This window comes from Pseudomonas sp. Z1-14, from assembly GCF_051132005.1.
GTDB lineage: Bacteria > Pseudomonadota > Gammaproteobacteria > Pseudomonadales > Pseudomonadaceae > Aquipseudomonas.
Window position 1 is genome coordinate 5204478 of the sequence record NZ_CP071646.1, and the last position, 25924, is coordinate 5230401.

General features: G+C 63.0%; 24 protein-coding genes. 10 read left to right on the top strand and 14 right to left on the bottom strand.

The window, feature by feature from the left end; all coding sequences use genetic code 11:
- The first annotated feature begins 1 nt into the window (after position 1).
- Together rapZ and J3P89_RS24070 are read left to right on the top strand one after the other, a co-directional pair.
- Positions 2 to 859: an RNase adapter RapZ gene (gene rapZ, locus J3P89_RS24065; protein WP_434695848.1), complete on the top strand. Its 858-nt coding sequence runs from the start codon at positions 2 to 4 to the stop codon at positions 857 to 859.
- 15 nt (positions 860 to 874) lie between these two features.
- Positions 875 to 1150, top strand: a complete 276-nt coding sequence (locus J3P89_RS24070; RefSeq protein ID WP_434695849.1) for an HPr family phosphocarrier protein — start codon at positions 875 to 877, stop codon at positions 1148 to 1150.
- Positions 1151 to 1297: 147 nt separating this feature from the next.
- On the opposite strand, the gene J3P89_RS24075 is transcribed toward J3P89_RS24070, so the two are convergent.
- From J3P89_RS24075 to pmbA, 6 genes are all read right to left on the bottom strand, one after another.
- Entirely contained in the window at positions 1298 to 2188 is an 891-nt protein-coding gene (locus tag J3P89_RS24075; RefSeq protein WP_434695850.1) for a ZIP family metal transporter, read from the bottom strand.
- Between the two features lie 29 nt (positions 2189 to 2217).
- Entirely contained in the window at positions 2218 to 2829 is a 612-nt protein-coding gene (locus J3P89_RS24080) for a superoxide dismutase (RefSeq protein WP_434695851.1), read from the bottom strand.
- A gap of 1 nt (position 2830) precedes the next feature.
- Positions 2831 to 3271: a hypothetical protein gene (locus tag J3P89_RS24085; RefSeq protein ID WP_434695852.1), complete on the bottom strand. Its 441-nt coding sequence runs from the start codon at positions 3269 to 3271 to the stop codon at positions 2831 to 2833.
- Between the two features lie 27 nt (positions 3272 to 3298).
- Entirely contained in the window at positions 3299 to 4675 is a 1377-nt protein-coding gene (locus J3P89_RS24090) for a class II fumarate hydratase (RefSeq protein ID WP_434695853.1), read from the bottom strand.
- A complete protein-coding gene (locus J3P89_RS24095) occupies positions 4668 to 5063 on the bottom strand; it encodes a FagA protein (RefSeq protein WP_434695854.1) in 396 nt (131 codons plus the stop codon). The genes J3P89_RS24090 and J3P89_RS24095 overlap by 8 nt, the downstream gene beginning before the upstream one ends.
- Positions 5064 to 5322: 259 nt before the next feature.
- A complete protein-coding gene (gene pmbA, locus J3P89_RS24100) occupies positions 5323 to 6669 on the bottom strand; it encodes a metalloprotease PmbA (RefSeq protein ID WP_434626111.1) in 1347 nt (448 codons plus the stop codon).
- 108 nt (positions 6670 to 6777) lie between these two features.
- On the opposite strand from pmbA, the gene yjgA reads away from it, so the two are divergent.
- The gene (gene yjgA / locus J3P89_RS24105) at positions 6778 to 7302 is read left to right on the top strand and encodes a ribosome biogenesis factor YjgA (protein ID WP_014336624.1); all 525 of its coding nucleotides are present in this window, start codon (positions 6778 to 6780) and stop codon (positions 7300 to 7302) included.
- Positions 7303 to 7457: 155 nt separating this feature from the next.
- Here yjgA and tldD read toward each other — a convergent pair whose 3' ends face one another.
- The 8 genes from tldD to mreB form a co-directional block, all read right to left on the bottom strand.
- Positions 7458 to 8900, bottom strand: a complete 1443-nt coding sequence (tldD, locus tag J3P89_RS24110) for a metalloprotease TldD (RefSeq protein ID WP_003197828.1) — start codon at positions 8898 to 8900, stop codon at positions 7458 to 7460.
- Between the two features lie 5 nt (positions 8901 to 8905).
- A complete protein-coding gene (locus J3P89_RS24115; protein WP_434626116.1) occupies positions 8906 to 9769 on the bottom strand; it encodes a carbon-nitrogen hydrolase family protein in 864 nt (287 codons plus the stop codon).
- Between the two features lie 134 nt (positions 9770 to 9903).
- Complete coding sequence (locus J3P89_RS24120; protein WP_434695855.1) at positions 9904 to 13707, bottom strand: YhdP family protein; 3804 nt, start codon at positions 13705 to 13707, stop codon at positions 9904 to 9906.
- Positions 13708 to 13768: 61 nt separating this feature from the next.
- Positions 13769 to 15226 (bottom strand): ribonuclease G, encoded by a 1458-nt coding sequence (rng, locus tag J3P89_RS24125; protein ID WP_305496813.1) that lies wholly within the window; start codon positions 15224 to 15226, stop codon positions 13769 to 13771.
- A 56-nt stretch (positions 15227 to 15282) separates the two neighbouring features.
- Positions 15283 to 15879: a Maf family protein gene (locus J3P89_RS24130; RefSeq protein WP_434695856.1), complete on the bottom strand. Its 597-nt coding sequence runs from the start codon at positions 15877 to 15879 to the stop codon at positions 15283 to 15285.
- A gap of 163 nt (positions 15880 to 16042) precedes the next feature.
- Positions 16043 to 16531: a rod shape-determining protein MreD gene (mreD, locus tag J3P89_RS24135; RefSeq protein ID WP_305496816.1), complete on the bottom strand. Its 489-nt coding sequence runs from the start codon at positions 16529 to 16531 to the stop codon at positions 16043 to 16045.
- Positions 16528 to 17652 carry a rod shape-determining protein MreC gene (gene mreC, locus J3P89_RS24140; RefSeq protein ID WP_434698050.1) on the bottom strand — a complete coding sequence of 375 codons (1125 nt, stop codon included), beginning with the start codon at positions 17650 to 17652 and terminating at the stop codon, positions 16528 to 16530. Before mreC ends, mreD begins: the two co-directional genes overlap by 4 nt.
- Positions 17653 to 17791: 139 nt before the next feature.
- Positions 17792 to 18829, bottom strand: coding sequence for a rod shape-determining protein MreB (gene mreB / locus J3P89_RS24145; protein ID WP_002555108.1), 1038 nt, complete (start codon positions 18827 to 18829; stop codon positions 17792 to 17794).
- A gap of 214 nt (positions 18830 to 19043) precedes the next feature.
- Between mreB and gatC the strand changes: the two genes are divergently transcribed.
- The 7 genes from gatC (at position 19044) to J3P89_RS24180 (ending at position 25922) form a co-directional block, all read left to right on the top strand.
- Positions 19044 to 19331: an Asp-tRNA(Asn)/Glu-tRNA(Gln) amidotransferase subunit GatC gene (gatC, locus tag J3P89_RS24150; protein WP_072388421.1), complete on the top strand. Its 288-nt coding sequence runs from the start codon at positions 19044 to 19046 to the stop codon at positions 19329 to 19331.
- A 16-nt stretch (positions 19332 to 19347) separates the two neighbouring features.
- A complete protein-coding gene (gene gatA, locus J3P89_RS24155; protein ID WP_434695857.1) occupies positions 19348 to 20799 on the top strand; it encodes an Asp-tRNA(Asn)/Glu-tRNA(Gln) amidotransferase subunit GatA in 1452 nt (483 codons plus the stop codon).
- Between the two features lie 10 nt (positions 20800 to 20809).
- Positions 20810 to 22255 (top strand): Asp-tRNA(Asn)/Glu-tRNA(Gln) amidotransferase subunit GatB, encoded by a 1446-nt coding sequence (gene gatB, locus J3P89_RS24160; protein ID WP_305496820.1) that lies wholly within the window; start codon positions 20810 to 20812, stop codon positions 22253 to 22255.
- 185 nt (positions 22256 to 22440) lie between these two features.
- Positions 22441 to 22818, top strand: coding sequence for a septal ring lytic transglycosylase RlpA family protein (locus tag J3P89_RS24165; RefSeq protein WP_434569816.1), 378 nt, complete (start codon positions 22441 to 22443; stop codon positions 22816 to 22818).
- Between the two features lie 49 nt (positions 22819 to 22867).
- Complete coding sequence (locus tag J3P89_RS24170) at positions 22868 to 23926, top strand: calcium/sodium antiporter (RefSeq protein ID WP_434698051.1); 1059 nt, start codon at positions 22868 to 22870, stop codon at positions 23924 to 23926.
- Positions 23923 to 24303: a carboxymuconolactone decarboxylase family protein gene (locus tag J3P89_RS24175; protein WP_434695858.1), complete on the top strand. Its 381-nt coding sequence runs from the start codon at positions 23923 to 23925 to the stop codon at positions 24301 to 24303. Before J3P89_RS24170 ends, J3P89_RS24175 begins: the two co-directional genes overlap by 4 nt.
- 143 nt (positions 24304 to 24446) lie before the next feature.
- Positions 24447 to 25922, top strand: a complete 1476-nt coding sequence (locus J3P89_RS24180; protein ID WP_434695859.1) for a PhoPQ-activated pathogenicity-related family protein — start codon at positions 24447 to 24449, stop codon at positions 25920 to 25922.
- The last annotated feature ends 2 nt before the right edge of the window (positions 25923 to 25924 follow it).

Genomic DNA, 25924 nt, shown 5'->3' on the forward strand with positions numbered 1-25924 from the left:
CATGCGCATGATCATCGTCAGTGGCCGCTCCGGCTCCGGTAAAAGCACGGCCCTCAACGTCCTTGAGGACAGCGGCTACTATTGCATCGACAATCTGCCGGCCGGCCTGCTTCCGGAACTGGCCGAGCGTGCCCTGATCCATACCGAGCTGGCGCAACCGCTGGTAGCCGTGTCCATCGACGCTCGCAACCTGCCGAGCCATTTGTCGCGGTTTCCCGAATTGCTCGAGGAAGTGCGCAACCGGCATATCCAGTGCGACGTGTTGTACCTGGACGCTGACGAAGAAACCCTGCTCAAGCGCTTTTCGGAAACCCGTCGACGCCACCCCTTGAGCAACGCCAGCCGCTCCCTCGCGGAAGCGATCCATGACGAGAGCCAACTGCTGGGGCCGATTGCCGACCTGGCGGACCTGAAGGTCAACACCACCAACCTGAACCTGTACCAGTTGCGCGACACCATCAAGTTGCGCCTGCTGAACCAGCCGGAACCCGGTACGGCGTTCCTGGTGGAGTCGTTCGGCTTCAAGCGTGGCATGCCGGTGGATGCCGACCTGGTGTTTGATGTCCGCTGCCTGCCCAACCCTTACTGGAAACCTGAACTGCGCGAGCAGTCCGGGCTCGACCAGCCGGTGATCGACTACCTGGCCGCCCAGCCGGACGTCGAGGAAATGTACCAGGACATCTCCAGCTACCTGCTCAAATGGCTGCCGCGTTTTGCCGCCAACAACCGCGCCTATGTCACGATTGCCGTCGGCTGCACTGGCGGTCATCACCGCTCCGTGTACCTCACGGAACGCCTGGGTCAGCTCCTGCAACAAACCTTGAAGAATGTCCAGGTCCGCCACCGCGACCTCAGCTAAAGGATTCACACCGCGATGCCTGCTCGGGAAATTGAAATCATCAACAAGCTGGGGTTGCATGCCCGCGCGTCGGCGAAATTTGTCGGTGTCGCGGGTAAGTTTCCGGATACCACGATCAGGGTCGGGCGCACGCCGGAGGCAACAGTCGACGGTAAGAGCATCATGGCGATGATGATGCTGGCTGCGGGTAAAGGCACCAAGATCCACCTGAGTACCGAAGGTGAACAGGCGCAGGAAGCCATGGATGCGCTGGTGGCACTGATCAACAACTATTTCGACGAAGGCGAGTAATCAGGCACTGCTGATTCACCCGTGGCGAGGGAGCTTGCTCCCGCTGGGCTGCGAAGCAGCCCCTCTTTCTCAACACAGATGTTACGACTGCTTCGCAGCCGAGCGGGAGCAAGCTCCCTCGCCACAAAAAGCTCATCCACTTGCACATCACCCCAACGCCGTATCCATCACCATCATCAAGCAGAACCCAATCAAAAGCCCCAGGCTCGCCAGTTTTTCGTGCCCATTGCGGCGCGATTCTGGAATCACCTCATGGGTCACCACCAACAGCATCGCTCCGGCGGCCAGCGCCAACCCCAACGGCAACAGCACCTCGGCCAACGTCACCAGCCAGGCACAAAGCAATGCGAACACCGGCTCGACCAGCCCTGACGCTGCGCCAATCAGGAACGCCTTGACCCGCGACATCCCCGCCGCGGCCAGCACCAGCGCAATCACCAGCCCTTCCGGCACATCCTGCAAAGCGATGCCCATCGCCAGGCTATCGGCATCCGCCATGCCGCCGCCCGCCGAAACGCCCACCGCCATGCCTTCCGGGATGTTGTGGGCGATGATGGCGAACACGAACAACCAGATCCGCGGCGCAATAACCGGTCGTCCTGGCGTCGCAACCAGTCGTTCAGGGCTGGCAGAGACCTTGCGGTCCACCAGGTACAGTCCGAACGCCCCCGACAGGATGCCGAAACAGATGAGCCCGCTGGCCGCCCAAGGCGTGAAGCCCAACTGCTCGGCTGCGGCAATGCCCGGCACGATGAGCGAAAACGCGGTGGCGGCGAGCATCACCCCGGCCCCGAAGCCCAGCAGCGAGTCGCTCATGGCCTGAGGCATGCGCCGTATCACCAGCACCGGCACCGCGCCCAACGCCGTACCCAAGGCGCAAAGCCCACCGCCCTGGAGCGCACGCAACATTTTTGGCTCAAGGTCCAGCCACGCCAGCCCTTGGGCCACCAATAATGTCATGCCAGCCAACAGCAACAGCGAGCCCAAGGCATAGCGGAACATTCGCCCGCCGCCTACCGCCAGAGTTTCAGTGTCCATAGTTAGCCTTGGGTTGTTTTATAAGGAACTCAAGCAAGCGCAGCCTGGTAGCGCCGGGCGACTTCTGGCCAATTGACCACGTTGTAGAACGCGTTGATGTATTCCGGACGGCGGTTTTGATACAGCAGGTAATAGGCATGCTCCCAGACGTCCAGGCCCAGGATCGGCGTGTTGCCGCCCATCAGCGGGCTGTCCTGGTTGCCGCTGCTTTCTACCACCAGAGTCTTTTGCGGGGTCACACTCAACCAGGCCCAGCCGCTGCCGAAACGGGTCAGTGCCGCTTTCGTGAAGGCTTCCTTGAACTGATCGAGACCGCCCAATTGCGCGTCTATCGCCGCTGCCAGCGCACCGTCCGGCTGGCCGCCACCGTGGGGCGTCATCACTTCCCAGAACAGCGAGTGGTTCGCATGGCCACCGCCCTGGTTGATCACCGCGGCTCGTAGCGCCTGCGGTAATTGCTCCACGCTGGCCACCAGTTTTTCTATGGGCCAATCGGCATATTCAGTGCCATCCACCGCCGCGTTGAGGTTGTTGATATAAGTCTGGTGATGCTTGGTGTAGTGAATCTCCATGGTCTGCGCATCGATGTGCGGTTCCAGGGCATCGTAGGCGTAAGGCAATGCAGGCAAGGTGAAAGCCATCTCAGTGGACTCCGTAATGGTAAGGGACGTGGCTGTGCCGGGACGAAACGGCAGCGTTGTGCAGCAGGCGCTGAGTGCGTGGGTACTCGCCATGCTCGCTGATGAAATTCAGCAGTTCGACATAGGTCCTGTGGCTCTGGCGCATCGCGGCGGCACGCAGGGCCGGCGCCAGGCGTTCGTCCTGCATGGTCTGCAATAACCGTTGGTGAACCGCGCAGAGGTATTCGGCGCTCTCCTCCGGCTGGTTCAGGCGCAAGTGCAGATCCGCCAGGTTATGATGCGACACGACACAGGCGGCCACGGCTTCGTCGGCATCCGCCCAACGCTCGAACAACACCTGCGCCAGGGCCAGGGCTTGCAGGTAGGCTTCGCGGGCATCCACCCACTCGCCCTGCAGGAAATGTTGATTGGCCCGTTCGATCGTACGTTTCCAATGCTCCATGATGAGTCCTCCACACAAGTGTCGGGGTTACACACCGCCCGCGGTGAGCTTTTCCGGGTCCAGCAGGATCTCCAGTTCGGCGCGCGACAGGTCGGTGTGTTCCAAGGCGACATCGATCACCGGGCGACCTTGCTGATAAGCCTCCTTGGCTATTCCAGCGGCCTTCTGGTAACCAATGATCGGATTCAGTGCCGTGACCAGGATAGGATTGCGCGACAGCGCTTCCTTGAGCCTGGCTTCGTTGACCTTGAACGTGGCGATGGCCTTGTCCGCCAGCAATCGGCTGGCGGTGGACATCAGGGCGATGCTGCTCAGCAGGTTCTGGGCGATGATCGGCAGCATCACGTTGAGTTCGAAATTGCCCGACTGGCCGGCGATGGTAATCACCGTGTCGTTGCCGATGACCTGGGCCGCGACCATGGCGGTGGCTTCGGGAATGACCGGGTTGACCTTGCCGGGCATGATGGAAGATCCAGGCTGCAGGCCTTCGAGCTCGATCTCGCCCAGGCCGGCCAGCGGCCCTGAGTTCATCCAGCGCAGGTCGTTGGCGATTTTCATCAGCGACACGGCGGTGGTCTTGAGCTGCCCGGAAACCGCCACGGCAGTGTCCTGGGAGCCGATCAGCGCGAACAGGTTCTTGCCCGGGGTGAATTGCACCTGGGTCAGTTGCGTCAGCTGCTGGCTGAACAATTCGGCGAAGCGTGGATGGGCATTAACGCCGGTGCCAACCGCCGTACCGCCCTGGGCCAGGGACTGCAGGCTCGGCAACAGATCCTGCAAGTGGCCGATGTTGGCCTTGAGCTGTTGCGCCCAACCGTCGAGCACCTGGCTCAAGCGCACCGGCATGGCATCCATCAGGTGGGTGCGGCCAGTCTTTATGAAGGGGTGGACTTCTTCGGCCTTGCGTTCGATCACCTGGACCAGGTGCAACAGCGCCGGCAGCAATTGCTCGTGCAGGGCCAGCGCGGCGCTGACATGAATACTGGTGGGGATGATGTCGTTGCTGCTCTGGCCACAATTGACGTGGTCATTCGGGTTGACCACCTCTCCCAGCAAGCGGCTGGCAAGCGTGGCAATCACTTCGTTGGCGTTCATGTTGGAACTGGTGCCGGAGCCGGTCTGGAAGATATCCACCGGGAAATGCGCCATGAAGTCGCCTTCGAGCAGGCCCTGGGCCGCATCGACGATGGCTTTGCCCTGGGCGACGCTGATTTGCTCCAAGTCGACATTGGCTCGTGCGGCTGCGGCCTTGGCCAGGATCAGGGCACGAATGAACTGCGCCGGCATGCGCTGGCCGCTGACCGGAAAATTATCCACCGCGCGCTGGGTCTGCGCGCCATAGAGTGCTTCCACGGGGACCTGAAGTTCACCCATGCTGTCGCGTTCGATACGGGTATTACTCATCGGGAAATCCTTGCTCCAGTTCAATAAGGGAAATCGATGGCTCCAGCGCGCAGGTAGCCAGCGCCCAGGCATGGCTTTGCCAACGCTTGAGGCGGCAGCGGCAAAGCGCTTGCCGCTCAAGTTCACGCAAAGGACGCCAGGCTTGATCCAGGCAGAGGGTGCGCCAGTGCCAGGGCAGCGCGACATCCGAAGCGGTGTCGAGCAACAGCCGGAAGGCGGTTTCGCCAATCATCCACGGCGACGTGGCGGTGCAGCAGGCCAGGTAGCGCCCCTCGGCCAGGTAGTGTGCGATCAGCCGCGGCTCGTCCGGGCTCATCGCGCAGCGGATCTGGCGGCTCATCCAGCGCCAGTTTTCAAGGTAGGGTTGTTCGTGCAGGGCAAGACTCATGACCGGGGCTCAATCGGCGAATGAGATTCATTATTAGATGATAACAAGAACCAACACAACAGCAAGATAGCACTCACCGTCGTGGCGAGGGAGCTTGCTCCCGCTGGGTCGCGCAGCGGCCCCAGGATTTTGCGGTCGCTGCGCAACCGAGCGGGAGCAAGCTCCCTCGCCACAAAAGCTCTCTTGTCTCGGGTTTCTGCGGGCACAAAAAAGGCGCGTCATCCCAACAGATGACGCGCCTTTTTTGATGCGATGAGTTTCAGCTACCCGCCACCATCATTCGCTCGATCAGCACCGAGCCGGTGCGGATGTTGCTGCGCAGCTCCAAGTCGCTGCCCACCGCCACGATCTGCTTGAACATATCGCGCATGTTGCCAGCAATGGTGACTTCCTGGACCGGGAACTGGATCTCGCCATTTTCGACCCAGAACCCCGCCGCGCCACGGGAATAATCGCCGGTCACCATGTTCAAGCCATGGCCCATCAGCTCGGTGACCAACAACCCACGCCCCATGCGCCGCAGCAGCGCTGCCTGGTCTTCCTCGCCATGGGTGACGAACAGGTTGTGCACGCCACCGGCATTAGCGGTACTCGGCATGCCCAGCTTGCGACCCGAATAGGTGCCGAGGATGTACGAAACCAGCTCGCCGTTTTCCACGAACGGCTTGGCATAGGTGGCCAGGCCATCCCCGTCGAAAGCCGAACTGCCCATGGCCTGCATCAGGTGCGGACGCTCGTCGATGGTCATCCACTCAGGAAACAGTTTCTGGCCCAGCGCGCCTTCGAGGAACGAGGATTTGCGGTACAGGTTGCCGCCGGACACCGCCGACAGGAAGCTGCCGAACAAGCCACCGGCCAACTCGGCGGAGAACAGCACCGGCACCTCACAGGTCGGCACAGGCCGCGCGCCCAGGCGACTGGCGGCCCGTTGCGCAGCCTTCTGGCCGATGCTCACCGGGTCCGCCAGCAATGTACCCTGGCGACTCACGTCGTACCAGTAGTCGCGCTGCATCTGCCCGTCCGCCTCGGCGATCATCACGCAGCTGAGGCTGTGGCGGGTCGATGCGTACCCGCCGATGAAACCATGGCTGTTGCCATAGACGCGGCACCCTTGGTGGGTATTGAGCGTAGTGCCGTCGGCATTCTTGATCCGGCTGTCGGCGTCGAATGCTGCCGCTTCGCAGCGCAGTGCCTGCTCGATGGCCTGCTCGGGCGTGATGTCCCAGGCGTGGAACAGATCGAAGTCCTTGAGCTCCTTGCACATCAGCGCGGCATCGGCCAGGCCGGAGGCTTCGTCTTCGGACGTATGCTGGGCAATCGCCAATGCAGCGGCGACTGTTTCGCGAATGGCGTCAGGGCCGCTGGCCGAGGTGCTGGCCGACCCCTTGCGCTGCCCCACGTAAAGAGTGATACCAAAGCCCTGGTCGCGATTGAATTCGACGGTCTCCACTTCGCGTTGGCGCACCGACGTCGACAGCCCCTGCTCCAGCGACACCGCCACTTCGCACGCGCTGGCGCCCTGTCGCCTGGCTTCGGCGAGGATCTGCTCGACCTGTTCCTGCAGTGCCGGCAATGCTTGCGGGCCGACGCTTTGAACTGCACTCATGGTGTTCTCCACTCAAATTCTGCTTTCGGTAATGGCCATCGAGCGACCGGGCCGGACAAGCGGCCCCCGACTGGTTATCATGGCGGCGTTTCTTTGCGGACTGCCACCATGGTTGATTCTTACGACGACTCCCTCTACGAGGGTGAAAAAAGCAAATCCCAGGTCAAACGCGAGCTGCATGCTCTGGTTGACCTCGGCGAGCGCCTGACAACACTCAAGCCTGACTTGCTGGCCAAACTGCCCTTGACCGACGCCTTGCGCCGGGCCCTGGCCGATGCGCCCAAGCACACCGCGAATATCGCGCGTAAACGGCACCTGCAATTCATCGGCAAGCTGATGCGCGACCAGGACACTGACGCCATCCTGGTTCTGCTCGACCAGCTCGATGCCTCCACCCGGCAGTACAACGAGCGTTTCCACAACCTGGAACGCTGGCGTGATCGCCTGATCGCAGGCGATGACGGCACTCTGGAAAAATTCGTCATCGACTACCCGGAGGCCGATCGCCAGCAACTGCGCTCGCTGATCCGTCAGGCCCAGCACGAACTGGCGCAGAACAAGCCGCCGGCGTCGAGCCGTAAAATCTTCAAGTACATCCGTGAGCTGGACGAGACTCAACGCGGCCTGCGCTGATCGTAACAGCTTGACTCCTCTGCAAGAGGCGGCAGTTACCGTGGCGAGGGAGCTTGCTCCCGCTCGGTTGCGTAGCAACCGCATTGGGGCTACTGCGTAGCCCGGCGGGAGCAAGCTCCCTCGCCACGATGACGTGCGCACATCCCTGAATATTTTTATGCGCCCGTGCCACCCACGGTAATCGCATCGATCTTCAGTGTCGGCTGACCGACGCCTACCGGCACCGACTGACCGTCCTTGCCACACGTGCCCACGCCGCTGTCCAGCGCCAGGTCGTTACCGACCATCGACACCTTGCTCATCGCCTCCGGCCCGTTGCCGATCAACGTCGCGCCCTTGACCGGCGCGGTGATCTTGCCGTCTTCGATCAGGTAGGCCTCGCTGGTGGAAAACACGAACTTGCCGCTGGTGATGTCCACCTGGCCGCCGCCGAGATTGGCGCAGTAGATGCCCTTCTTCACCGACGCGATGATTTCCGCCGGATCACTCTGGCCGCCGAGCATGTAGGTGTTGGTCATGCGCGGCATGGGCAGGTGCGCGTAAGACTCGCGGCGACCGTTGCCGGTGCGGGCCACGCCCATGAGGCGGGCATTGAGCTTGTCCTGCATGTAGCCCTTGAGCACGCCGTTCTCGATCAGCGTGGTGCATTCGGTCGGGGTGCCTTCATCGTCGACGCTCAGCGAGCCACGACGCCCGGCGAGCGTGCCGTCGTCGACGATGGTGCAGAGTTTCGAGGCGACCATCTCGCCCATGCGTCCGCTGTAGGCCGAGCTGCCCTTGCGGTTGAAGTCACCTTCCAGGCCGTGGCCCACGGCTTCGTGCAGCAGCACGCCGGACCAGCCGGACCCAAGCACCACGGGCAACGTGCCGGCCGGGGCCGGGATGGCCTCAAGGTTCACCAGCGCCTGGCGCAGCGCTTCGCGGGCATAGCCCATGGCGCGGTCTTCGCTGAGGAAATAACGATAGTCGGTACGACCGCCACCCCCATGGCCGCCGCGCTCACGGCGACCGTTCTGCTCGACGATCACGCTGACGTTGAAACGCACCAGCGGCCGTACATCCGCCGCCAGGCCACCGTCGGTGGAGGCCACCAGAATCCGCTCCCAGACCCCGGCCATGCTCACCGATACCTGCTGGATACGCGGGTCGAGGGCACGCGTGGCGACGTCAATGCGCTTGAGCAGCTCGACCTTTTCGGCGCGACTCATGACTTCCAGTGGGTTGTCCGGCGCATACAGCTGGGCCACGTCCTGGCTGCTGAACGCCTGGACCGTGCCATTCTGCCCGGCCCGGGAAATCGAGCGAGCCGCACGAGCCGCGGCGCCGAGGGCCTCAAGGGTGATGGCGTTGCTGTAGGCAAACCCGGTCTTTTCGCCGGATTGGGCACGCACGCCCACACCTTGGTCGAGGTTGAAACTGCCTTCCTTGACGATGCCGTCTTCCAGCGACCAGGACTCGGAAATCTGTCCCTGGAAATACAGGTCGGCCGCATCGATGCCCGGACCGGCCAGGTCGCCCAGCACGCCTTGCAGGCTTTCGAGGGTCACGCCGCCGGGGGCTAAAAGGTGTTCACTGACTGAGGACAACAACCCGCTCATATGTTTTACGCCTTGAATTCGTCGTCTTGGACAGGTCGCTGTCGAGCGCCCTGCGAGAAAAAGCGCCGGTGGCTCGCCACCGGCATGCGCGCCCGGATGGACGCCTGTTCACTGTCGTCGCGCTCGGCCAGCAGCACGGCCTCGCCTTGATCCTGTTGCGCCAGCACACGCCCCCACGGGTCGACTATCGCGGCATGGCCAAAGGTTTCCCGGGGCCCCGGATGCAACCCACCCTGGGCGGCCGCCAGCACGTAGCACTGGGTTTCGATGGCCCGGGCGCGAATCAGTACGTCCCAATGCGCAGCGCCGGTCACCGCGGTAAACGCCGAAGGCGCGGTAATCAGCTCGGCCCCGGCCGCCCGCAACTCGCTGTAGAGCTCGGGAAAACGCAAGTCGTAGCAGACCGTCAGGCCAACCCGGCCCACCGGTGTGTCGGCAACCACCACGTTGCCGCCATAAGCATAGTCATCGGATTCGCGGTAACGACCGCGATTGTCCGCCACGTCCACGTCGAACAGGTGCAGCTTGTCATAACGCGCGACGATCTCGCCCTGGTCGTCCACCAGCAACGAACATGCATGGGCCTTGGCCTCGGGCTGGCCCACCGGCGGCAACGGCAACGTGCCGGCCACAATCCATAACCTGAGGTCGCGCGCGACCTGTTTCAACCACGGCAGGATCGGACCCTGACCAAAGGCTTCGGCCCGCGCGATATCGGCAACGTCCCGCCGGCCCATGGCCGCGAAGTTTTCCGGCAGCACCGCCAGCCGTGCGCCACCCGCCGCGGCCTGCTCCAGCAACACCCGGGCACGGGCCAGGTTGGCGAGCACATCGCTCTGGCTGACCATTTGAATCACGGCGACTGGCATGGCTTCTCCTTACTGTCGATCTCCCTTGTGGGAGCGAGCCTGCTCGCGAAAGCGCTGGGTCAGTTCACATCACTGGCACTGATCCTATGCCTTCGCGAGCAGGCTCGCTCCCACAAAGGGATTGTCACTACCTGTCAAAACGGCTTGTCGAAAGTGATCTTCGGCTCTTTCCACGGCCCCTTGACGTCGTATCTTACGCTGGCAAAACGCGCGACGCGGTCGCCGATCAGCTTGTCGATCAGAAACAGCGCCCCACCCACCGCCGGTGCGCCGACGATCAACGCGGCGATCGGCAGGTTATTCGTGACGGGCAAGGTTACCAGCAGCTTGGCATCGACCCGGTCGGCCACCATGTCCAGCGTTCCGTTGAGTTCCAGGTTGCTCGAAGGTCCGGTCAGGGTAATCGGCTCACGAGTCACGTACACCCCGCTGCTCGCCACCAGCAGGCCCTTGACCCGATCGTAGCTCAGCCCCTTGCCGAACAGATCGGAGAAATCCAGGCGCAAGCGCCGGCCGATGGAGTTGAAGTTCAACAGGCCGAAAACCCGCAAGGCCTGGGCGCTGCCTTCGACTTCGACGAACTGACCCTTATTGAGTGACGCATCGAGGCTGCCGGAGAAACGCTTGGTGGCGACCCATGCAGGCGAACCGGGCCAGCGTCCGTCGACGTCCAGATGGAATTCCTGGCTTGTCACGCTAGGCGCAAACCCCCAGCCCTTGAGCACATCGGCAAGGTTCTTGCCCTTGATCCGGCCCTTGTACCAACTGCTGGTGGAACCGGGCAGGCCCTCCCAGGCGCCATTGCCATGCAGGACCATGCCCTTGAGGCCCATGTCCAGATCATTCAGCGCGATGCCCTTGCCCGTCGGCCGGACTTTCAGCGACCAGGCACCAATGAGATCCGGCCCCTGGAACAACTGGTCGATGGCGATATCCATCGCCGGGATTTTGCTCGGGTCCACCGAGGCCAGCGGGTCCGGGGCGTTTTCGTCGGCCTGAACCGTCGGGTCCGCGGCCGGCAGGCGCACATAGTCGAGCCGGATCCCGATCGGCGCGGCCTTCGCATCCGGCAGGTTGACGCTGCCCTTGGCCTGCTGGCTATCGAGCCGCAGGGCCCAGGCATCGGCCTTGCGGTCCAATTGCACCGAGGCCTGGTCCAGCGTCGTGCCCATCGCGGTGAGCTTGCCAACCTTGAGATCGGCACTGCTGAGCACCTGCCGGGCACTGCCGCCCGGGTCCTTGCCGGCATATTTGCCCAACAGATCCTGCCAGGGGCTCACGTCCAGCTCCGACAATGTGCCGCGCAGCCGCAGCCCCTTGGCGCCAGGCAGAACCGCCTCGCCGGCGCCCAGCAGCAATTCGCCACGCCCCTCAGCGACTTTTCCGCTCGGCGCGGCGTAAGTGAAACTGGCCAGGTCGCCATAATCGACCCAGTAGCGACGCTCCGCCCCTTGCAACGTCATACGGAACACCGTGTCGCGCCCGACATCCGCAGCCATGCCGAAGGGCGCCGGGAGATCCACCGCCACGCCCTTGAGATCGGAGCTGACCGACAATTGGCTGTCGGCACCGTTGAGCGTCACTTGCAACTGATAGGGAACCACGCCGGAGATGGGCAACGGCTGGGTCACGCTCAACCAGTCCGTAAGCTTCTTGACCTCGACCCGTCCGGACGCCACCACCCGTGTGTCGAGCGCACCGGCACGGCCCTCGGCAAAAATCTGCGCGCTTACCGGCCGGTCGAATGCCCGGGCCGCGATGTTCTTGCCACTGAGCCCCTTGTTGCTGTCGAAACGGAAGTCGCCCTTTAGCTGGGTCAGCTCCAGCGCCGGCTCGCTGAGCTTGAGCCGGGCCTTGTCGGTACTGAAATCCACCAGGATCTTCGGCTGTTCACCTTTGGCCAGTGGAATATCCAGGTTCACCTTGCCTTGCAGACCGCCCTCGCCTTCCCAACCGGCGAAGGTCTCAGCCGTGCCGATGGGTGCGGTCTGGAGGATTTTCAGCCCGTCGCCCAATACGCCGGCGAAGCCGCCGTCCAACAGCAGATGAACATTCTGCCCAGCCGGCGCATGGGGAATGGTCACCGCAACGTCCTTGACCTGCGTGTCCAGCAGTTGCCCCTGGCTGGCATAGATACGTACGCCGCTGTCCTCGACAAAGACGTCGCCGCTGACCTTGCTGACCGAAGGCCAGCCCGGCTGGAACGCCAGCTCGGCGTCATGCACCTTGAAAAACAGGCTGATGCTGCGAGACGCGTCCTCGGCACCTTTGTTCAGCGAGCCTTGGTACTGGAAAAAACCCTCGTCCACCGCGCCCTTGACGATGGCGGTGCGCAACCATTCATCCAGCGCCGGACTGAGGACGGCCGGCAGGTACTTGGCAGTGTAGCGCCCGTCACCGTCCACCAGGCCGACCCGCAGGTCCATGTAGTCTTCCTGGCTGTGGTCGAAATGCAGGCGGATCAGGAAGTCGCCGGCAATCCGCCCTTCCTCTCCCAGCACCTTCAAGTACGGTGCGATCAGGGTGAATCCCTGCTTGTCGAGCTTCCAGGTCAGCCGGGCATTGGCCTGCAAGTATTGCCACGGCTTGGCGAAAATCGGGTCCAGGTGCAGGGAAAAATCCTTGCTGTCCATGCGCAGCTCACCGCCGCCGAGGTCACCGCTGAGGCTGCCTGAGACGTTGCGCGCCGCTGGGGCGCCGCGATAGGCGTCAAACCCGACCGTGTCCAGATTGGTGGCGAAGCTGATTTTCTGATCACCGGTGTTCTGTGGCCGGTAATCCAGCAACACGTTGCGCAGGCCACCGGTCACCTTGAGCCGGTCGATCGCCGTGGCGACACCTTCGGGCAATGGCGCCAGGGCATTGAGCAACGGCGTGAGCGGCGTCAGGTCAAGGCGATCGGCCTGCACGTGCCAACGCTCCTCGACCTTCTCGGTGGCGCCGTTCTGTTGCAATTGCAGGCGTGTTTCCCAGCGCGTCTCACCCAGGTTCATCGCCAGCGAGTCGAAGGTCGCGGTGAACCCCTGGCTGCTGCGCTGGAAATATCCGTTGAGGGCCAGGTTGTGGATCTGCACTGGCTTGCGATCGGCATAGGCGCCCTGGATCTGTGGCGCGTTCAACCGCACGGCGGCGCTTTGCACCGTGCCCCCGCCCCAACTGAGCCAGAATTCCCCACCGGCCTTGATCTCGGCAAAATTCCACTGCCGGGTCAGGCGTTTCGGCAGCCATTTCGACCAGTCGCTTTGCGGCAGGCTCAGGTAGGCGTCGGCCTCGCCATTTCGCCAATCGCTGGCGCGGATACGGGTGCGCAGGTTGAGCGCCACGGGCTGGCCGTCAGGCAGGGTAAGACGTGCGTCCAGGCGCTGGCGAGCCGGACCGGTGCGCAAGCTCAGACCAACATAGGTCAGGCTCAGGGGCGGATGGTCCAGCGGCTGCAAGGTGACCTGGCTGTCGAGCACCGACAGTTTTGAAATCATCTGCATGCGTTCAAGCAATTGCTGCGGATCGAGCGGCTGATCGTCCTTCACCGGCAGGCCTTCAAGGGACCATTTGCCGTCAGCGCCCTCTTTCAGGCTGACCTTCAGGCCGCTGACTTCCAGATGAGCGATGCGCACCTGGCGCGCCAGCAGGCTGTCCCACACCGCAGGCACGGCACGTACCTGATCCAGGTGCAAGGCGTTGGGCCCCTCGCCGACTACCACGTCGCGCGCCGCCAGGACGGGCGCCAGGGCGCTCCAACTGCCTTCGAGGCTACCAACGTGCACGGGAATGCCCAACGCTTCGCCGGCCCGGCTCTCGACTTCACCGCGATACTCGGCCACCAGCGGGATCAACTCCCGGCCGAGGCTGACATACAGGGCCAGCAGTATCAGCAGCAGCGCACACAGGCCCAGCCCCCAGCGAGTCAGCGTCCCCATAAGGCGTGTCAGACGCTCCATGTCAGCGGGCTCCCCTGGCAAAGGCATTCATATTCGCGGCCCTGGCGCTGCGCGCGCCGCTTCAGAGCAACACCACGTCGTACTGTTCCTGGGAATACATGGTTTCCACCTGGAAGCGAATCGTGCGCCCGATAAAGGCCTCCAGTTCCGCGACGTTGCCGGACTCCTCATCCAGCAGGCGATCCACCACCTTCTGGTTCGCCAACACTCTATAGCCGGTGGCCTGGTAGGCGCGCGCCTCCCGGAGGATTTCCCGGAAGATTTCGTAACACACGGTTTCCGGAGTCTTCAGCTTGCCCCGGCCCTGGCAACTGCTGCACGGCTCGCACAGCACCTGCTCAAGGCTCTCGCGGGTGCGCTTGCGGGTCATCTGCACCAGGCCCAGTTCGGTAATGCCGATGATGTTGGTCTTGGCGTGATCGCGTTCGAGCTGTTTTTCCAGGGTCCGCAGCACCTGGCGCTGGTGCTCTTCGTCTTCCATGTCGATGAAGTCGATGATGATGATCCCGCCCAGGTTACGCAGGCGCAGTTGCCGGGCGATGGCCGTGGCCGCTTCAAGATTGGTCTTGAAGATGGTTTCCTCAAGGTTGCGATGGCCGACGAATGCACCGGTATTGACGTCGATGGTGCTCATCGCCTCGGCCGGATCGACCACCAGGTAACCGCCGGATTTGAGCGGCACCTTGCGTTCAAGGGCTCGCTGGATTTCATCTTCGACGCCGTACAGATCGAAAATCGGCCGCTCGCCAGGGTAGTGCTCCAGGCGGTCGGCGATTTCCGGCATCAGCTCGGCGACGAATTGCGTGGTTTTCTGGAAGGTTTCCCGGGAATCGATACGGATTTTCTCGATCTTCGGGCTGACCAGGTCCCGCAGGGTCCGCAGCGCCAGGCCCAGGTCCTCGTAGATCACACTCGGCGTGGCGATGGTCTTGATCTGCTCGGCGATCTGGTCCCAGAGCCTGCGCAGGTAGCGGATATCCATGAGGATTTCATCGGCCCCGGCGCCCTCGGCGGCCGTGCGCAGGATGAAACCGCCGGCCTCCTTGATGCCTTCTTTCTCAACGCAGTCGCTGACAACCTTCTTCAGACGCTCGCGTTCGGCTTCGTCCTCGATCTTCAGGGAAATGCCAACGTGGGCGGTGCGTGGCATGTACACAAGATAGCGCGACGGAATCGACAACTGGGTGGTCAGGCGCGCGCCCTTCGAGCCGATGGGGTCCTTGGTGACCTGCACCACCAGGCTCTGGCCTTCATGGACCAAGGCGCTGATGCTCTCTACCGCCGGCCCTTCGCGCATCGAAATTTCCGAGGCGTGGATGAACGCCGCGCGGTCCAGGCCGATATCGACGAAGGCCGCCTGCATGCCCGGCAGCACCCGTACCACCTTGCCCTTGTAGATATTGCCGACGATCCCGCGTTTTTGCGTACGCTCGACATGGACCTCTTGCAGGACGCCGTTTTCAACCACCGCCACGCGCGATTCCATCGGCGTGATGTTGATCAGGATCTCTTCACTCATGGCAGGGTCTCGTTCAGGCATATTCACGATTATGGCCGCATCTGGTCAGACGGCGCTCAGCGCGCGCTCAAGGTTTGCCAACAGGGTATGCCGAAATGGCCGAGCAGCTCGAAGGTTTCGCACAGCGGCAGGCCGACCACGGCCGAATAACTGCCTTCGAGGTCGGCGATGAACACCGCGCCCAGCCCCTGGATACCATAGCCACCCGCCTTGTCATGGGGTTCGCCGCTGGCCCAGTACGCCATCGCTTCCTGCTCCGTGACCGGGCGAAAGCGCACCCGACTGCGAACCACCCGGGATTCGCAGCGCTGGCCATCGAGCACGGCAATCGCGGTCAATACCTCATGGTCGCGACCGGACAGGCTCAGCAGCATCGACTTGGCATCGGCCTGGTCCTGAGGCTTGCCGAGAATCCGGCCATCCAGTACCACCGCGGTATCGGCACCCAGCACACAGCAATCGGTGCCGTTCTGCAACGAGTGCAGCCCAGCCTCGGCCTTGCCCCGCGCCAGGCGCTCGACATAGGCCGATGGGGTTTCGTGGTCGAGGGGAGTTTCGTCGATGTCCGCGCTGATCGCGGTAAAGGGAACGCCGATCTGCGTGAGCAATTCACGCCGACGCGGCGAGCCCGAGGCAAGGTAAAGCGGTTTCATCAAGACATCTCCCTTGTACGCGCCGGCTTTTGTGGCGAGGGAGCTTGCTCCCGCTCGGTTGTGCAGCGACCGTAAAAATGGGGCCGCTACGCAGCCCAGCGGGAGCAAGCTCCCTCGCCACAGGGATGTAAGTCATTAAAAAAGTGTAGGGATCCCGACCGCATCAGTTGATCTTGAAACGCAGGCGCAAGCCACGCAAACCGAAGCTGACCCAAGGCCAGAGCAACGCACTGACCAGGGCCGGCAACACCAGCGCCAGCGTCGGCTGACGATTGCCGGTCAGTGCGCTGAGCCACAATTGCACCAGTTGCGCCAGGCCAAAGATCACCAGGATCACCAGGCTCTGCTGCCACATGGGAAACATCCGCAGGCGCTGTTGCAGCGAGAGCACCAGGAAAGTGATCAAGGTCAGGATAAGCGCGTTCTGCCCCAGCAACGTGCCATAAAGCACATCTTCGGTCAGGCCCAGGCACCAGGCGGTAACCATGCCAACCTTGTGCGGCAAGGCCAGCGCCCAGAAGGCAAGCAGCAAGGCCAGCCACAACGGACGCAGGATCTCCATGAACTGCGGCAGCGGCGACACACTGAGCAACAGGCCGATGGCGAAGGTCAGCCAGACCATCCAGCCGTTACCGGATCGAGTACTGCTCATTCTTCTCGTGCTCCCCTGGTCGCCGGTGTAGCGGCGGGTGTCGAGGCCGGTGGCTTGGCCGCGGGCCTTGCAGGTTGGGATGTCGTCGCATGGGCGGCCGGCCGGGCGGGCGTCGCAGCGGGTGCGGCCGGCGGGGTGGTTGCCGTGACGGGCGCCGCCACTTGGGGTTTTGGCACCGTGGCCGGGAACGACGCGGGTGCAGGTGCGGGCGCAGGCGCAGCAGGCGCCGTCGACTCGCCACCCTGCCGATCCTGGACTTCCTGGGCCACGGCGGCGTCATTGGCGCGCTCTTCAGGCGTGCGGTTGTCGCTGAACACCAGCAGCAGGTAACGGCTACGGTTCAGCGCGGCCGTGGGCACCGCCCGGACAATGGCAAATGGCTGACCGGAATCGTGGATGACTTCCTTGACCGTCGCCACCGGATACCCCGCCGGGAATCGCTGGCCAAGACCCGAGCTGACCAGCAGGTCGCCTTCCTTGATGTCGGCGGTGTCGGCCACGTGCCGCAGCTCCAGGCGCTCGGGGTTGCCGGTGCCGCTGGCAATCGCCCGCAAGCCGTTGCGATTGACCTGCACCGGAATGCTGTGGGTGGTATCGGTCAACAGCAGCACGCGGGAGGTGTAGGGCATCAGCTCGACCACCTGCCCCATCAGGCCACGGGCATCGAGCACCGGCTGGCCGAGGACCACGCCGTCGCGCTCACCCTTGTTGATGATGATCCGGTGCGTGAAGGGGTTGGGGTCCATGCCGATCAACTCGGCGACCTCGACCTTCTCGTTGACCAGCGCCGAGGAGTTGAGCAACTCGCGCAGCCGCACGTTCTGCTCGGTGAGGGCCGCGAGCTTCTGCATGCGCCCCTGCAACAGCAGGTTTTCGGTCTTGAGTTTTTCGTTTTCGGCGACCAGTTCGGTGCGGCTGCCGAACTGGCTGGCCACACCCTGCCACAGCCGCTGCGGCAGGTCGGTGATCCAGTAGGACTCCATCAACACCAGCGACATCTGGCTGCGCACCGGCTTGAGCAGCGTGAAGCGGGCATCGACCACCATCAGCGCGACCGATAGCACGGCCAACACCAGCAGGCGTACGCCCAATGAGGGGCCCTTGGCAAAAAGCGGTTTAATAGGCCGCTCCTCCCAGGCAAATGTTGTCTTTATTCATACGGCATCAACCGGCCTGGATACGAATGACAGAAGATAAACGCCAACGGGCAGCACTGCAAAGTGCTGCCCGGAAGCGAACAACATAGACGATCCCGCCAGCTTATTCGCTGGAGAGCAGGTCCATGGTGTGCTTGTCCATCATTTCCAGCGCACGGCCACCGCCGCGGGCAACGCACGTCAGCGGGTCTTCGGCGACGATCACCGGAAGGCCGGTTTCCTGGGCCAGCAGCTTGTCGAGGTCACGCAGCAGCGCACCACCACCGGTCAGCACCAGGCCGCGCTCGGCGATGTCCGATGCCAGTTCCGGCGGCGACTGCTCCAGGGCGCTCTTGACCGCCTGCACGATAGTCGCCAGCGACTCTTGCAGCGCCTCGAGCACTTCGTTGGAGTTGAGGGTGAAGGCACGAGGAACGCCTTCGGCCAGGTTACGGCCGCGCACGTCGACTTCACGCACTTCGCCGCCCGGGTAGGCGGTGCCGATTTCCTGCTTGATGCGCTCGGCGGTGGATTCGCCGATCAGGCTGCCGTAATTGCGGCGTACGTAGGTGATGATCGCTTCGTCGAAACGGTCGCCGCCGACACGCACGGACTCGGCATAGACCACGCCATTCAGGGAGATCAAGGCGATTTCAGTGGTACCGCCACCGATATCGACGACCATCGAACCGCGGGCTTCTTCCACCGGCAGGCCGGCACCGATGGCAGCGGCCATCGGCTCTTCGATCAGGAATACTTCACGGGCACCGGCACCGAGGGCCGATTCGCGGATGGCGCGACGCTCCACCTGAGTGGATTTGCAGGGCACACAGATCAGCACGCGAGGGCTGGGCTGCAGGAAACTGTTTTCGTGAACCTTGTTGATGAAATACTGCAGCATCTTTTCGCAGACGCTGAAGTCGGCGATCACGCCATCCTTCATCGGGCGAATGGCTGCAATGTTGCCCGGTGTGCGGCCCAGCATGCGCTTGGCTTCGGTACCGACAGCCACGACACTTTTCTGGTTACCGTGGGTGCGGATGGCCACGACCGAGGGTTCATTCAGGACGATACCGCGCTCGCGCACGTAAATAAGGGTGTTGGCAGTGCCCAGGTCGATGGAAAGATCGCTGGAAAACATGCCACGCAGTTTCTTGAACATGGGAAAGGGACCCTAGGCAACGCGTGGGTAAAAAAGTGCGGCAAACTCTAACAACGACAGGGATTTTGGGCAAGGCGCCAATATGTTAAATTGGCCGCTTTTCTGTGCACCAAACCCCAAGATCGCGGCCGTAGGGCCGTAGAAATGCGGTAGTGTTCCGACAATCTAACACACGGACAGACTGCGTCCGTTTTGTTTTCCACTGGAGAATCCCATGGCGCTTGAACGCTCCGACGTGGAAAAAATCGCTCATCTGGCCTGTCTGGGCCTCAATGAAGCCGATCTTCCACACATTACTTCTGCCCTGAACAGCATTCTAGGGCTGGTCGACGAGATGCAGGCGGTCGACACCGACGGTATCGAGCCGCTGGCCCACCCACTGGAAGCCAGCCAGCGCCTGCGCGCCGACGTCGTCACCGAGTCCGATAACCGCGAGGCCTACCAGTCCATCGCACCGGCGGTCGAAAACGGCCTGTACCTGGTTCCGAAAGTCATCGACTAAAGGGAAAGAGCCTCTCATGCATCACATGACCCTGGCCGAGATCGCCCGCGGACTCGCCGACAAGAAATTTTCCTCCGAAGAGCTGACCAAGGCCCTGCTGGCGCGCATTGCCCAGCTCGACCCGCAGCTCAACAGCTTCATCAGCCTCACCGAAGAACTGGCCCTGAGCCAGGCCAAGGCCGCCGACGCCCGTCGCGCCAACGGTGAGAGCGGCGCCCTGCTCGGCGCGCCGATCGCCCACAAGGACCTGTTCTGCACCCAGGGCATCCGCACCAGTTGCGGCTCGAAGATGCTCGACAACTTCAAGGCCCCGTACGACGCCACCGTGGTCGCCAAGCTGGCCGCCGCTGGCGCCGTGACGCTGGGCAAGACCAACATGGACGAATTCGCCATGGGTTCGGCCAACGAATCCAGCTACTACGGCGCGGTGAAGAACCCCTGGAACCTGGAACACGTACCGGGCGGTTCGTCCGGTGGTTCCGCTGCCGCCGTGGCTGCGCGCCTGTTGCCGGCGGCCACCGCCACCGACACCGGCGGCTCGATTCGCCAGCCGGCGGCGTTCACCAACCTCACCGGCCTCAAGCCGACCTACGGCCGCGTCTCGCGCTGGGGCATGATCGCCTACGCCTCCAGCCTCGACCAGGGTGGCCCGCTGGCACGCACCGCCGAAGACTGCGCAATCCTGCTGCAAGGCATGGCCGGGTTCGACCCGAACGATTCCACCAGCATCGATGAACCGGTGCCGGACTACAGCGCCAGCCTCGACGGCTCGCTGCAAGGCCTGCGGATCGGCGTGCCGAAGGAATACTTCGGCGCCGGCCTCGACCCACGCATCGCCGAACTGATCCACAACAGCGTCAAAGAGCTGGAGAAGCTCGGCGCGGTCATCAAGGAAATCAGCCTGCCGAACATGCAGCACGCGATTCCCGCGTATTACGTGATCGCTCCGGCGGAAGCCTCCTCGAACCTGTCGCGCTTCGACGGCGTGCGCTTCGGCTATCGCTGCGAAAACCCGCAGAACCTGATCGACCTGTACAAGCGCTCCCGTGGCGAAGGCTTCGGCGCCGAAGTGCAGCGCCGGATCATGGTCGGCGCCTACGCGTTGTCCGCCGGCTACTACGACGCCTACTACCTCAAGGCGCAGAAAATCCGCCGCCTGGTGAAAAACGACTTCATGGCCGCCTTCAACGAGGTCGACATCATCCTCGGCCCGACCACGCCGAACCCGGCCTGGAAGCTCGGCGCCAAGAACAGCGACCCGGTCGCCGAGTACCTGGAAGACGTCTACACCATCACCGCCAACCTCGCCGGCTTGCCGGGCCTGTCCATGCCGGCCGGCTTCGTCGATGGCCTGCCGGTGGGCGTGCAACTGCTCGCGCCGTATTTCCAGGAAGGCCGCCTGCTCAACGTGGCGCACCAGTATCAGCTGAACAGCGACTGGCACACCCGCACCCCAACCGGCTTCTGAGGAGAAACACATGCAATGGGAAGTCGTGATCGGGCTGGAGATTCATACCCAGCTCACCACCCGATCGAAAATCTTTTCCGGTAGCTCGACCACCTTCGGTTCCGAGCCCAACACCCAGGCCAGCCTGGTAGACCTGGGCATGCCCGGCGTATTGCCGGTGCTCAACGCCGAAGCGGTGCGTATGGCGGTGATGTTCGGCCTGGCGATCGACGCCGAGATCGGCCAGCACAACGTGTTCGCCCGCAAGAACTACTTCTACCCGGACCTGCCCAAGGGCTACCAGATCAGCCAGATGGAACTGCCGATCGTCGGCAAGGGCCACCTGGACATCGCCCTGGAAGACGGCACGGTCAAGCGCGTCGGCATCACCCGTGCGCACCTGGAAGAAGACGCCGGCAAGAGCCTGCACGAAGAATTCAACGGCGCCACCGGCATCGACCTGAACCGTGCCGGCACGCCGCTGCTGGAAATCGTCTCCGAGCCGGACATGCGCAGCGCCAAGGAAGCCGTGGCCTACGTCAAGGCGATCCACGCATTGGTGCGATACCTGGGCATCTGCGACGGCAACATGGCCGAAGGCTCGCTGCGCTGCGACTGCAACGTGTCGATCCGGCCCAAGGGCCAGACCGAGTTCGGCACCCGCTGCGAGATCAAGAACGTCAACTCGTTCCGCTTCATCGAGAAGGCGATCAACAGCGAGATCCAGCGCCAGATCGAACTGATCGAGGACGGCGGCAAGGTCATCCAGCAGACTCGCCTGTACGATCCGAACAAGGACGAGACCCGTCCGATGCGCAGCAAGGAGGAAGCCAACGACTACCGTTACTTCCCCGATCCGGACCTGCTGCCGGTGGTCATCGAGAACTCGTTCCTCGACGAAGTGCGCGCCACCCTGCCGGAACTGCCGCCGCAAAAGCGCGAGCGCTTCCAGGCGCAGTTCGGGCTGTCGAGCTATGACGCGAACGTCCTGGCCACCAGCCGCGAACAGGCCGATTACTTCGAGAAAGTCGTAAGCATCGGCGGCGACGCCAAGCTGGCGGCCAACTGGGTGATGGTCGAACTGGGCAGCCTGTTGAACAAGCAGGGCCTGGAAATCGACGAGTCGCCGGTCTCGGCCGAGCAACTGGGCGGCATGCTGTTGCGGATCAAGGACAACACCATTTCCGGCAAGATCGCCAAGATGGTCTTCGAAGCCATGGCCAATGGCGAAGGCAGCGCCGACGAGATCATCGAGAAGCGCGGCTTGAAACAGGTCACCGACACCGGTGCGATCAGCGCCGTGCTCGATGAAATGCTCGCGGCCAATGCCGAGCAGGTCGAACAGTACCGCGCGGCGGACGAAGCCAAGCGCGGCAAGATGTTCGGCTTCTTCGTCGGCCAGGCCATGAAAGCCTCCAAGGGCAAGGCCAACCCGCAACAGGTCAACGAACTGCTAAAAAGCAAGCTCGAGGGCTGATGGCCATGGAGCCAGTCTTCCAATCTGGCTCACCCCCCTGTGGCGAGGGAGCTTGCTCCCGCTGGGTCGCGAAGCGGCCCCCAATAATCTGCTGCCAGATTCAGGAGGCTGCTGCGCAGCCCAGCGGGAGCAAGCTCCCTCGCCACAATAACTTTCACAACCACACTGATGTGGAAACCCCCTACATGAAGCGTCTCCTCGGCGCCTGCGCCCTGCTGTCCCTGCTGGCCGGCTGTGCCAGCCAGAGCGGGACGGTCGATCCACACGGCTACGACCAGACCGGCGTCGCCTCCTATTACGGTTCCCGGCACCACGGCAAACGCACCGCCAGCGGCGAACGTTTCGACCAGCACGGCCTGACGGCCGCTCATCGCCAGTTGCCGTTCGGCACCCGGGTGAAAATCACCAACCTGAAAAACAACGACAGCGTCGTGGTCCGCATCAACGACCGTGGTCCGTATTCACGCGGCCGACTGATCGATGTATCGCGCGCCGCTGCCGAACAGTTGGGCATGCTGCGTAGCGGTACCGCGCGGGTGCGCGTACAAGCCCTCGACGACTGACAGACGGAGTCCGGCCATTTCCCTGATCAACGCTTTATCCCTGCTCAGCCTGATCGAATTGCTCGGCGCCTTGCTGTTGCTGATCGCCGGCGCCGAGCTGCTGGTGCGTGCCGCTGTCGGCCTGGCGGCGCGCTTGCAGGTGCGTCCGCTGATCATCGGCCTGACCGTCGTCGCCTTCGGCAGCAGCGCGCCACAGATGGCCGTCAGCCTGCAGGCGACCCTGGCGCAAAACGCCGACATCGCCGTGGGCAGCGTCATCGGCAGCACGATTTTCAACCTCCTCGTGACTCTAGGCCTGTCGGCCCTGATCATTCCGTTGCGCGTCTCGCGACAACTGGTGCGCCTGGACATCCCGCTGATGATCGGCGCGTGCCTGCTGGTTTTCGTACTGGCCTGGAACGAAGAGCTGAGCCGACTGGACGGAGCGCTGCTGCTGATAGCCCTGGCGGTGTACCTGGCGCTGCTGCTGCGCCAGTCCCGGCATTCGGGACGACCGCATCCGCTGGGCGAAATGGTCGACATGGCCTGGCCCAAAAGCCTGGTAATGATCGCGTCGGGCCTGGCCATGCTGGTTTTCGCCGGGCACCTGTTACTGGGCGCCGCAGTGGAAGTGGCGACGGACCTGGGACTGTCGGAGCGCATCATCGGCCTGACCATCGTTGCCGTCAGTACGTCGCTGCCGGAGCTCGCCACCTCGCTGATCGCCGCACTGCGTGGCCAGCGGGACATTGCGGTGGGCAACGTGATCGGCAGCAACCTGTTCAACCTGCTGGGCGTACTCGGCGTGACCGCCCTCGTCGCCCCTTCGCCGCTCTCGGTCTCGCCCAATGCCCTGGACTTCGACCTGCCGGTAATGCTCGGCGTGGCGGTGCTGTGCCTGCCGGTATTCTATTCCGGTTACCGCGTCACCCGCGCCGAAGGGCTGCTGTTGCTGGGCTTGTACCTGGCTTACGGGCTGCACGTGGTGTCGTTCACCACCGGCATGCCCCTGGCCGGCCAACTGGAACGGCTGATGCTGTTCTATGTACTGCCGGCGCTGCTGGCGTTCTTGCTGTTCACTTCCGTGCGCGCCTGGCGCCGCCAACACCACAAGAGGGATTTGCGATGACCGACACTCCGAAGACCGGCCTCGACATGCGTCGCCAGGTGATGGGCGACGCCTTCGTCGATCGCGCCTTGGGCAACGCCACCGAATTCACCCAGCCGCTGCAGGATTTCGTCAACGAGCACGCCTGGGGAAGTGTCTGGAGCCGCGAAGGCCTGCCGCTGAAAACCCGCAGCCTGATCACCCTCGCCGCCCTCACCGCCCTCAAGTGCCCCCAGGAGCTCAAAGGCCACGTGCGCGGCGCCTTGAACAACGGCTGCACGGTAGAGGAGATTCGTGAGGCACTGCTGCATTGCGCGGTGTACGCGGGCGTGCCTGCGGCGATCGATGCGTTTCGGGCGGCGCAGGAAGTGATTGAGGCGTACGAGCCTTTGGCATAGACGGGAATCGCGCAAGCGAAGGGGCATCTGCAAGAGACGACATATCCGGACAATATCGGGGCATCAATCGAACGTGCCTATCGAAGTGTCGTGGGCCAAACTGGCGGCCCAGTTCATGGACGCCTATCCACAAGGAGCCCCTCATGTGGAAATTCCCACTACGCCTCGTATCGGCCATCGTCATGGCGCTTGCCTCGCTTGCCTGCGCTGCTGCCGCACAACCTTCTCAGTACTGCCTCGGAGCAGAATCCGCGGATTTCAATGAAGTGCTGGCCTGTTACAAGAAGACCCAGGACAGCTACCCGCTCGACTACCACCTCGTCGAAACCCAGCGCTTGCCTGATCTGGAAAAACGCAGCTTTCGCCTGAACTCACAGGACTGGTCCCCTCGCGAGCTGGTCAGCCCCACGCGTTGGGGGCACACGGTAGAAATCTATATTCCCGCAGGCGCGACCAGGCACCGCGCGCTCCTGGTGACCAATAACGGCATCAGCATCCCCGCTCCAGGCAAGTCATCCGCTCCCCCGACGGACTTCACGGAAGCGACGCTGCAGGAAATCGCCCGCAAGAGTCGCACCATCGTGATTTCGGTCAGCGACGTGCCCAACCAATACCTGACCTATACCGATGACCAGGTTCCTCGTCGTGAGGACTCCAGCGTGGCGCACAGCTGGCAACTCTTTCTCAAGGCGCCGGAATCCAATCCGTTCATGACCCTGCATTTGCCCATGGCCGCAACGGTGGTCAAGACCATGGACCTGGCCCAGGCGGAACTGAAGGATTGGCAAATCGACACGTTTGTCGCCACCGGCACTTCGAAGCGGGCCTGGGCTGTATGGTTGGCCGCGATCGTCGACTCACGGATCAACGCCATCGTCCCGTTCGTGATAGACATACTGAACATGGACCAGGTCCTTGAGCACACCTGGCGCACCTATGGCAAACAGTGGCCGCTGGCGTTTCGTGACTATCACGAGCAAGGCATCACCCGGCAACGACACACCCCCGCCTTTGCCCAACTGCGGCAAATCGAAGACCCGCTGGCCTATCTGGACAGCGCGTATGCCGAGCGCCTGTCGATCGACAAGTACATCGTCAATGCCAGCGGCGACGATTTCTTCGTTCCGGACAATGCGCGTTTCTATCTCGAAAAGCTGCCCGCGCCGACCGCCCTTCGCGTGGCTCCGAATAGCAGCCACTACGGTATTTCGGCATTCACCGAACAGACCTTGATCACCGCTCTGGGGCGTTGGCAGCGCGACCGGCCGTTGCCTGTCGTGCGCATCGAACAGCTTACGGTGGCGCAAAAGCCAATGCTTGATGTGAGGTTTTCCGAGGCGCCGTCAAAGGTCGTCCAATGGACCGCACATAATCCGCTGGCCCGCGATTTCCGCCACTCTTGCGGCATCCGCTACGTATCGAAACCATTGCAGCCCGGTGAACCACACCTGCAAGTACCGCTTGCCACGCCAGACAGCGGTTGGAGCGCCACGTTTGTAGAGGCGACATTCGCCGATGGGTTCGTCTCGACCACGCCCGTCGTCATTACGCCGGACAGCTATCCTGCGGTTGCTCCACCCGTGATCGAGCCGGCCTGCAAGACCTTGGCTGACCACTGAAC

Coding starts and splice junctions, on each gene's coding strand:
- pmbA (WP_434626111.1), bottom strand. CDS start 6,669: ATGAGTGCAGTTCAAAGCGTCGGCCCGCAAGCATTGCCGGCACTGCAG.
- J3P89_RS24180 (WP_434695859.1), top strand. CDS start 24,447: ATGTGGAAATTCCCACTACGCCTCGTATCGGCCATCGTCATGGCGCTT.
- rng (WP_305496813.1), bottom strand. CDS start 15,226: ATGAGTGAAGAGATCCTGATCAACATCACGCCGATGGAATCGCGCGTG.
- J3P89_RS24115 (WP_434626116.1), bottom strand. CDS start 9,769: ATGCCAGTCGCCGTGATTCAAATGGTCAGCCAGAGCGATGTGCTCGCC.
- J3P89_RS24120 (WP_434695855.1), bottom strand. CDS start 13,707: ATGGAGCGTCTGACACGCCTTATGGGGACGCTGACTCGCTGGGGGCTG.
- gatB (WP_305496820.1), top strand. CDS start 20,810: ATGCAATGGGAAGTCGTGATCGGGCTGGAGATTCATACCCAGCTCACC.
- gatC (WP_072388421.1), top strand. CDS start 19,044: ATGGCGCTTGAACGCTCCGACGTGGAAAAAATCGCTCATCTGGCCTGT.
- J3P89_RS24075 (WP_434695850.1), bottom strand. CDS start 2,188: ATGGACACTGAAACTCTGGCGGTAGGCGGCGGGCGAATGTTCCGCTAT.
- J3P89_RS24085 (WP_434695852.1), bottom strand. CDS start 3,271: ATGGAGCATTGGAAACGTACGATCGAACGGGCCAATCAACATTTCCTG.
- yjgA (WP_014336624.1), top strand. CDS start 6,778: ATGGTTGATTCTTACGACGACTCCCTCTACGAGGGTGAAAAAAGCAAA.
- J3P89_RS24130 (WP_434695856.1), bottom strand. CDS start 15,879: ATGAAACCGCTTTACCTTGCCTCGGGCTCGCCGCGTCGGCGTGAATTG.
- J3P89_RS24080 (WP_434695851.1), bottom strand. CDS start 2,829: ATGGCTTTCACCTTGCCTGCATTGCCTTACGCCTACGATGCCCTGGAA.
- J3P89_RS24090 (WP_434695853.1), bottom strand. CDS start 4,675: ATGAGTAATACCCGTATCGAACGCGACAGCATGGGTGAACTTCAGGTC.
- rapZ (WP_434695848.1), top strand. CDS start 2: ATGCGCATGATCATCGTCAGTGGCCGCTCCGGCTCCGGTAAAAGCACG.
- mreD (WP_305496816.1), bottom strand. CDS start 16,531: ATGAGCAGTACTCGATCCGGTAACGGCTGGATGGTCTGGCTGACCTTC.
- tldD (WP_003197828.1), bottom strand. CDS start 8,900: ATGAGCGGGTTGTTGTCCTCAGTCAGTGAACACCTTTTAGCCCCCGGC.
- J3P89_RS24175 (WP_434695858.1), top strand. CDS start 23,923: ATGACCGACACTCCGAAGACCGGCCTCGACATGCGTCGCCAGGTGATG.
- J3P89_RS24095 (WP_434695854.1), bottom strand. CDS start 5,063: ATGAGTCTTGCCCTGCACGAACAACCCTACCTTGAAAACTGGCGCTGG.
- J3P89_RS24070 (WP_434695849.1), top strand. CDS start 875: ATGCCTGCTCGGGAAATTGAAATCATCAACAAGCTGGGGTTGCATGCC.
- J3P89_RS24165 (WP_434569816.1), top strand. CDS start 22,441: ATGAAGCGTCTCCTCGGCGCCTGCGCCCTGCTGTCCCTGCTGGCCGGC.
- mreB (WP_002555108.1), bottom strand. CDS start 18,829: ATGTTCAAGAAACTGCGTGGCATGTTTTCCAGCGATCTTTCCATCGAC.
- gatA (WP_434695857.1), top strand. CDS start 19,348: ATGCATCACATGACCCTGGCCGAGATCGCCCGCGGACTCGCCGACAAG.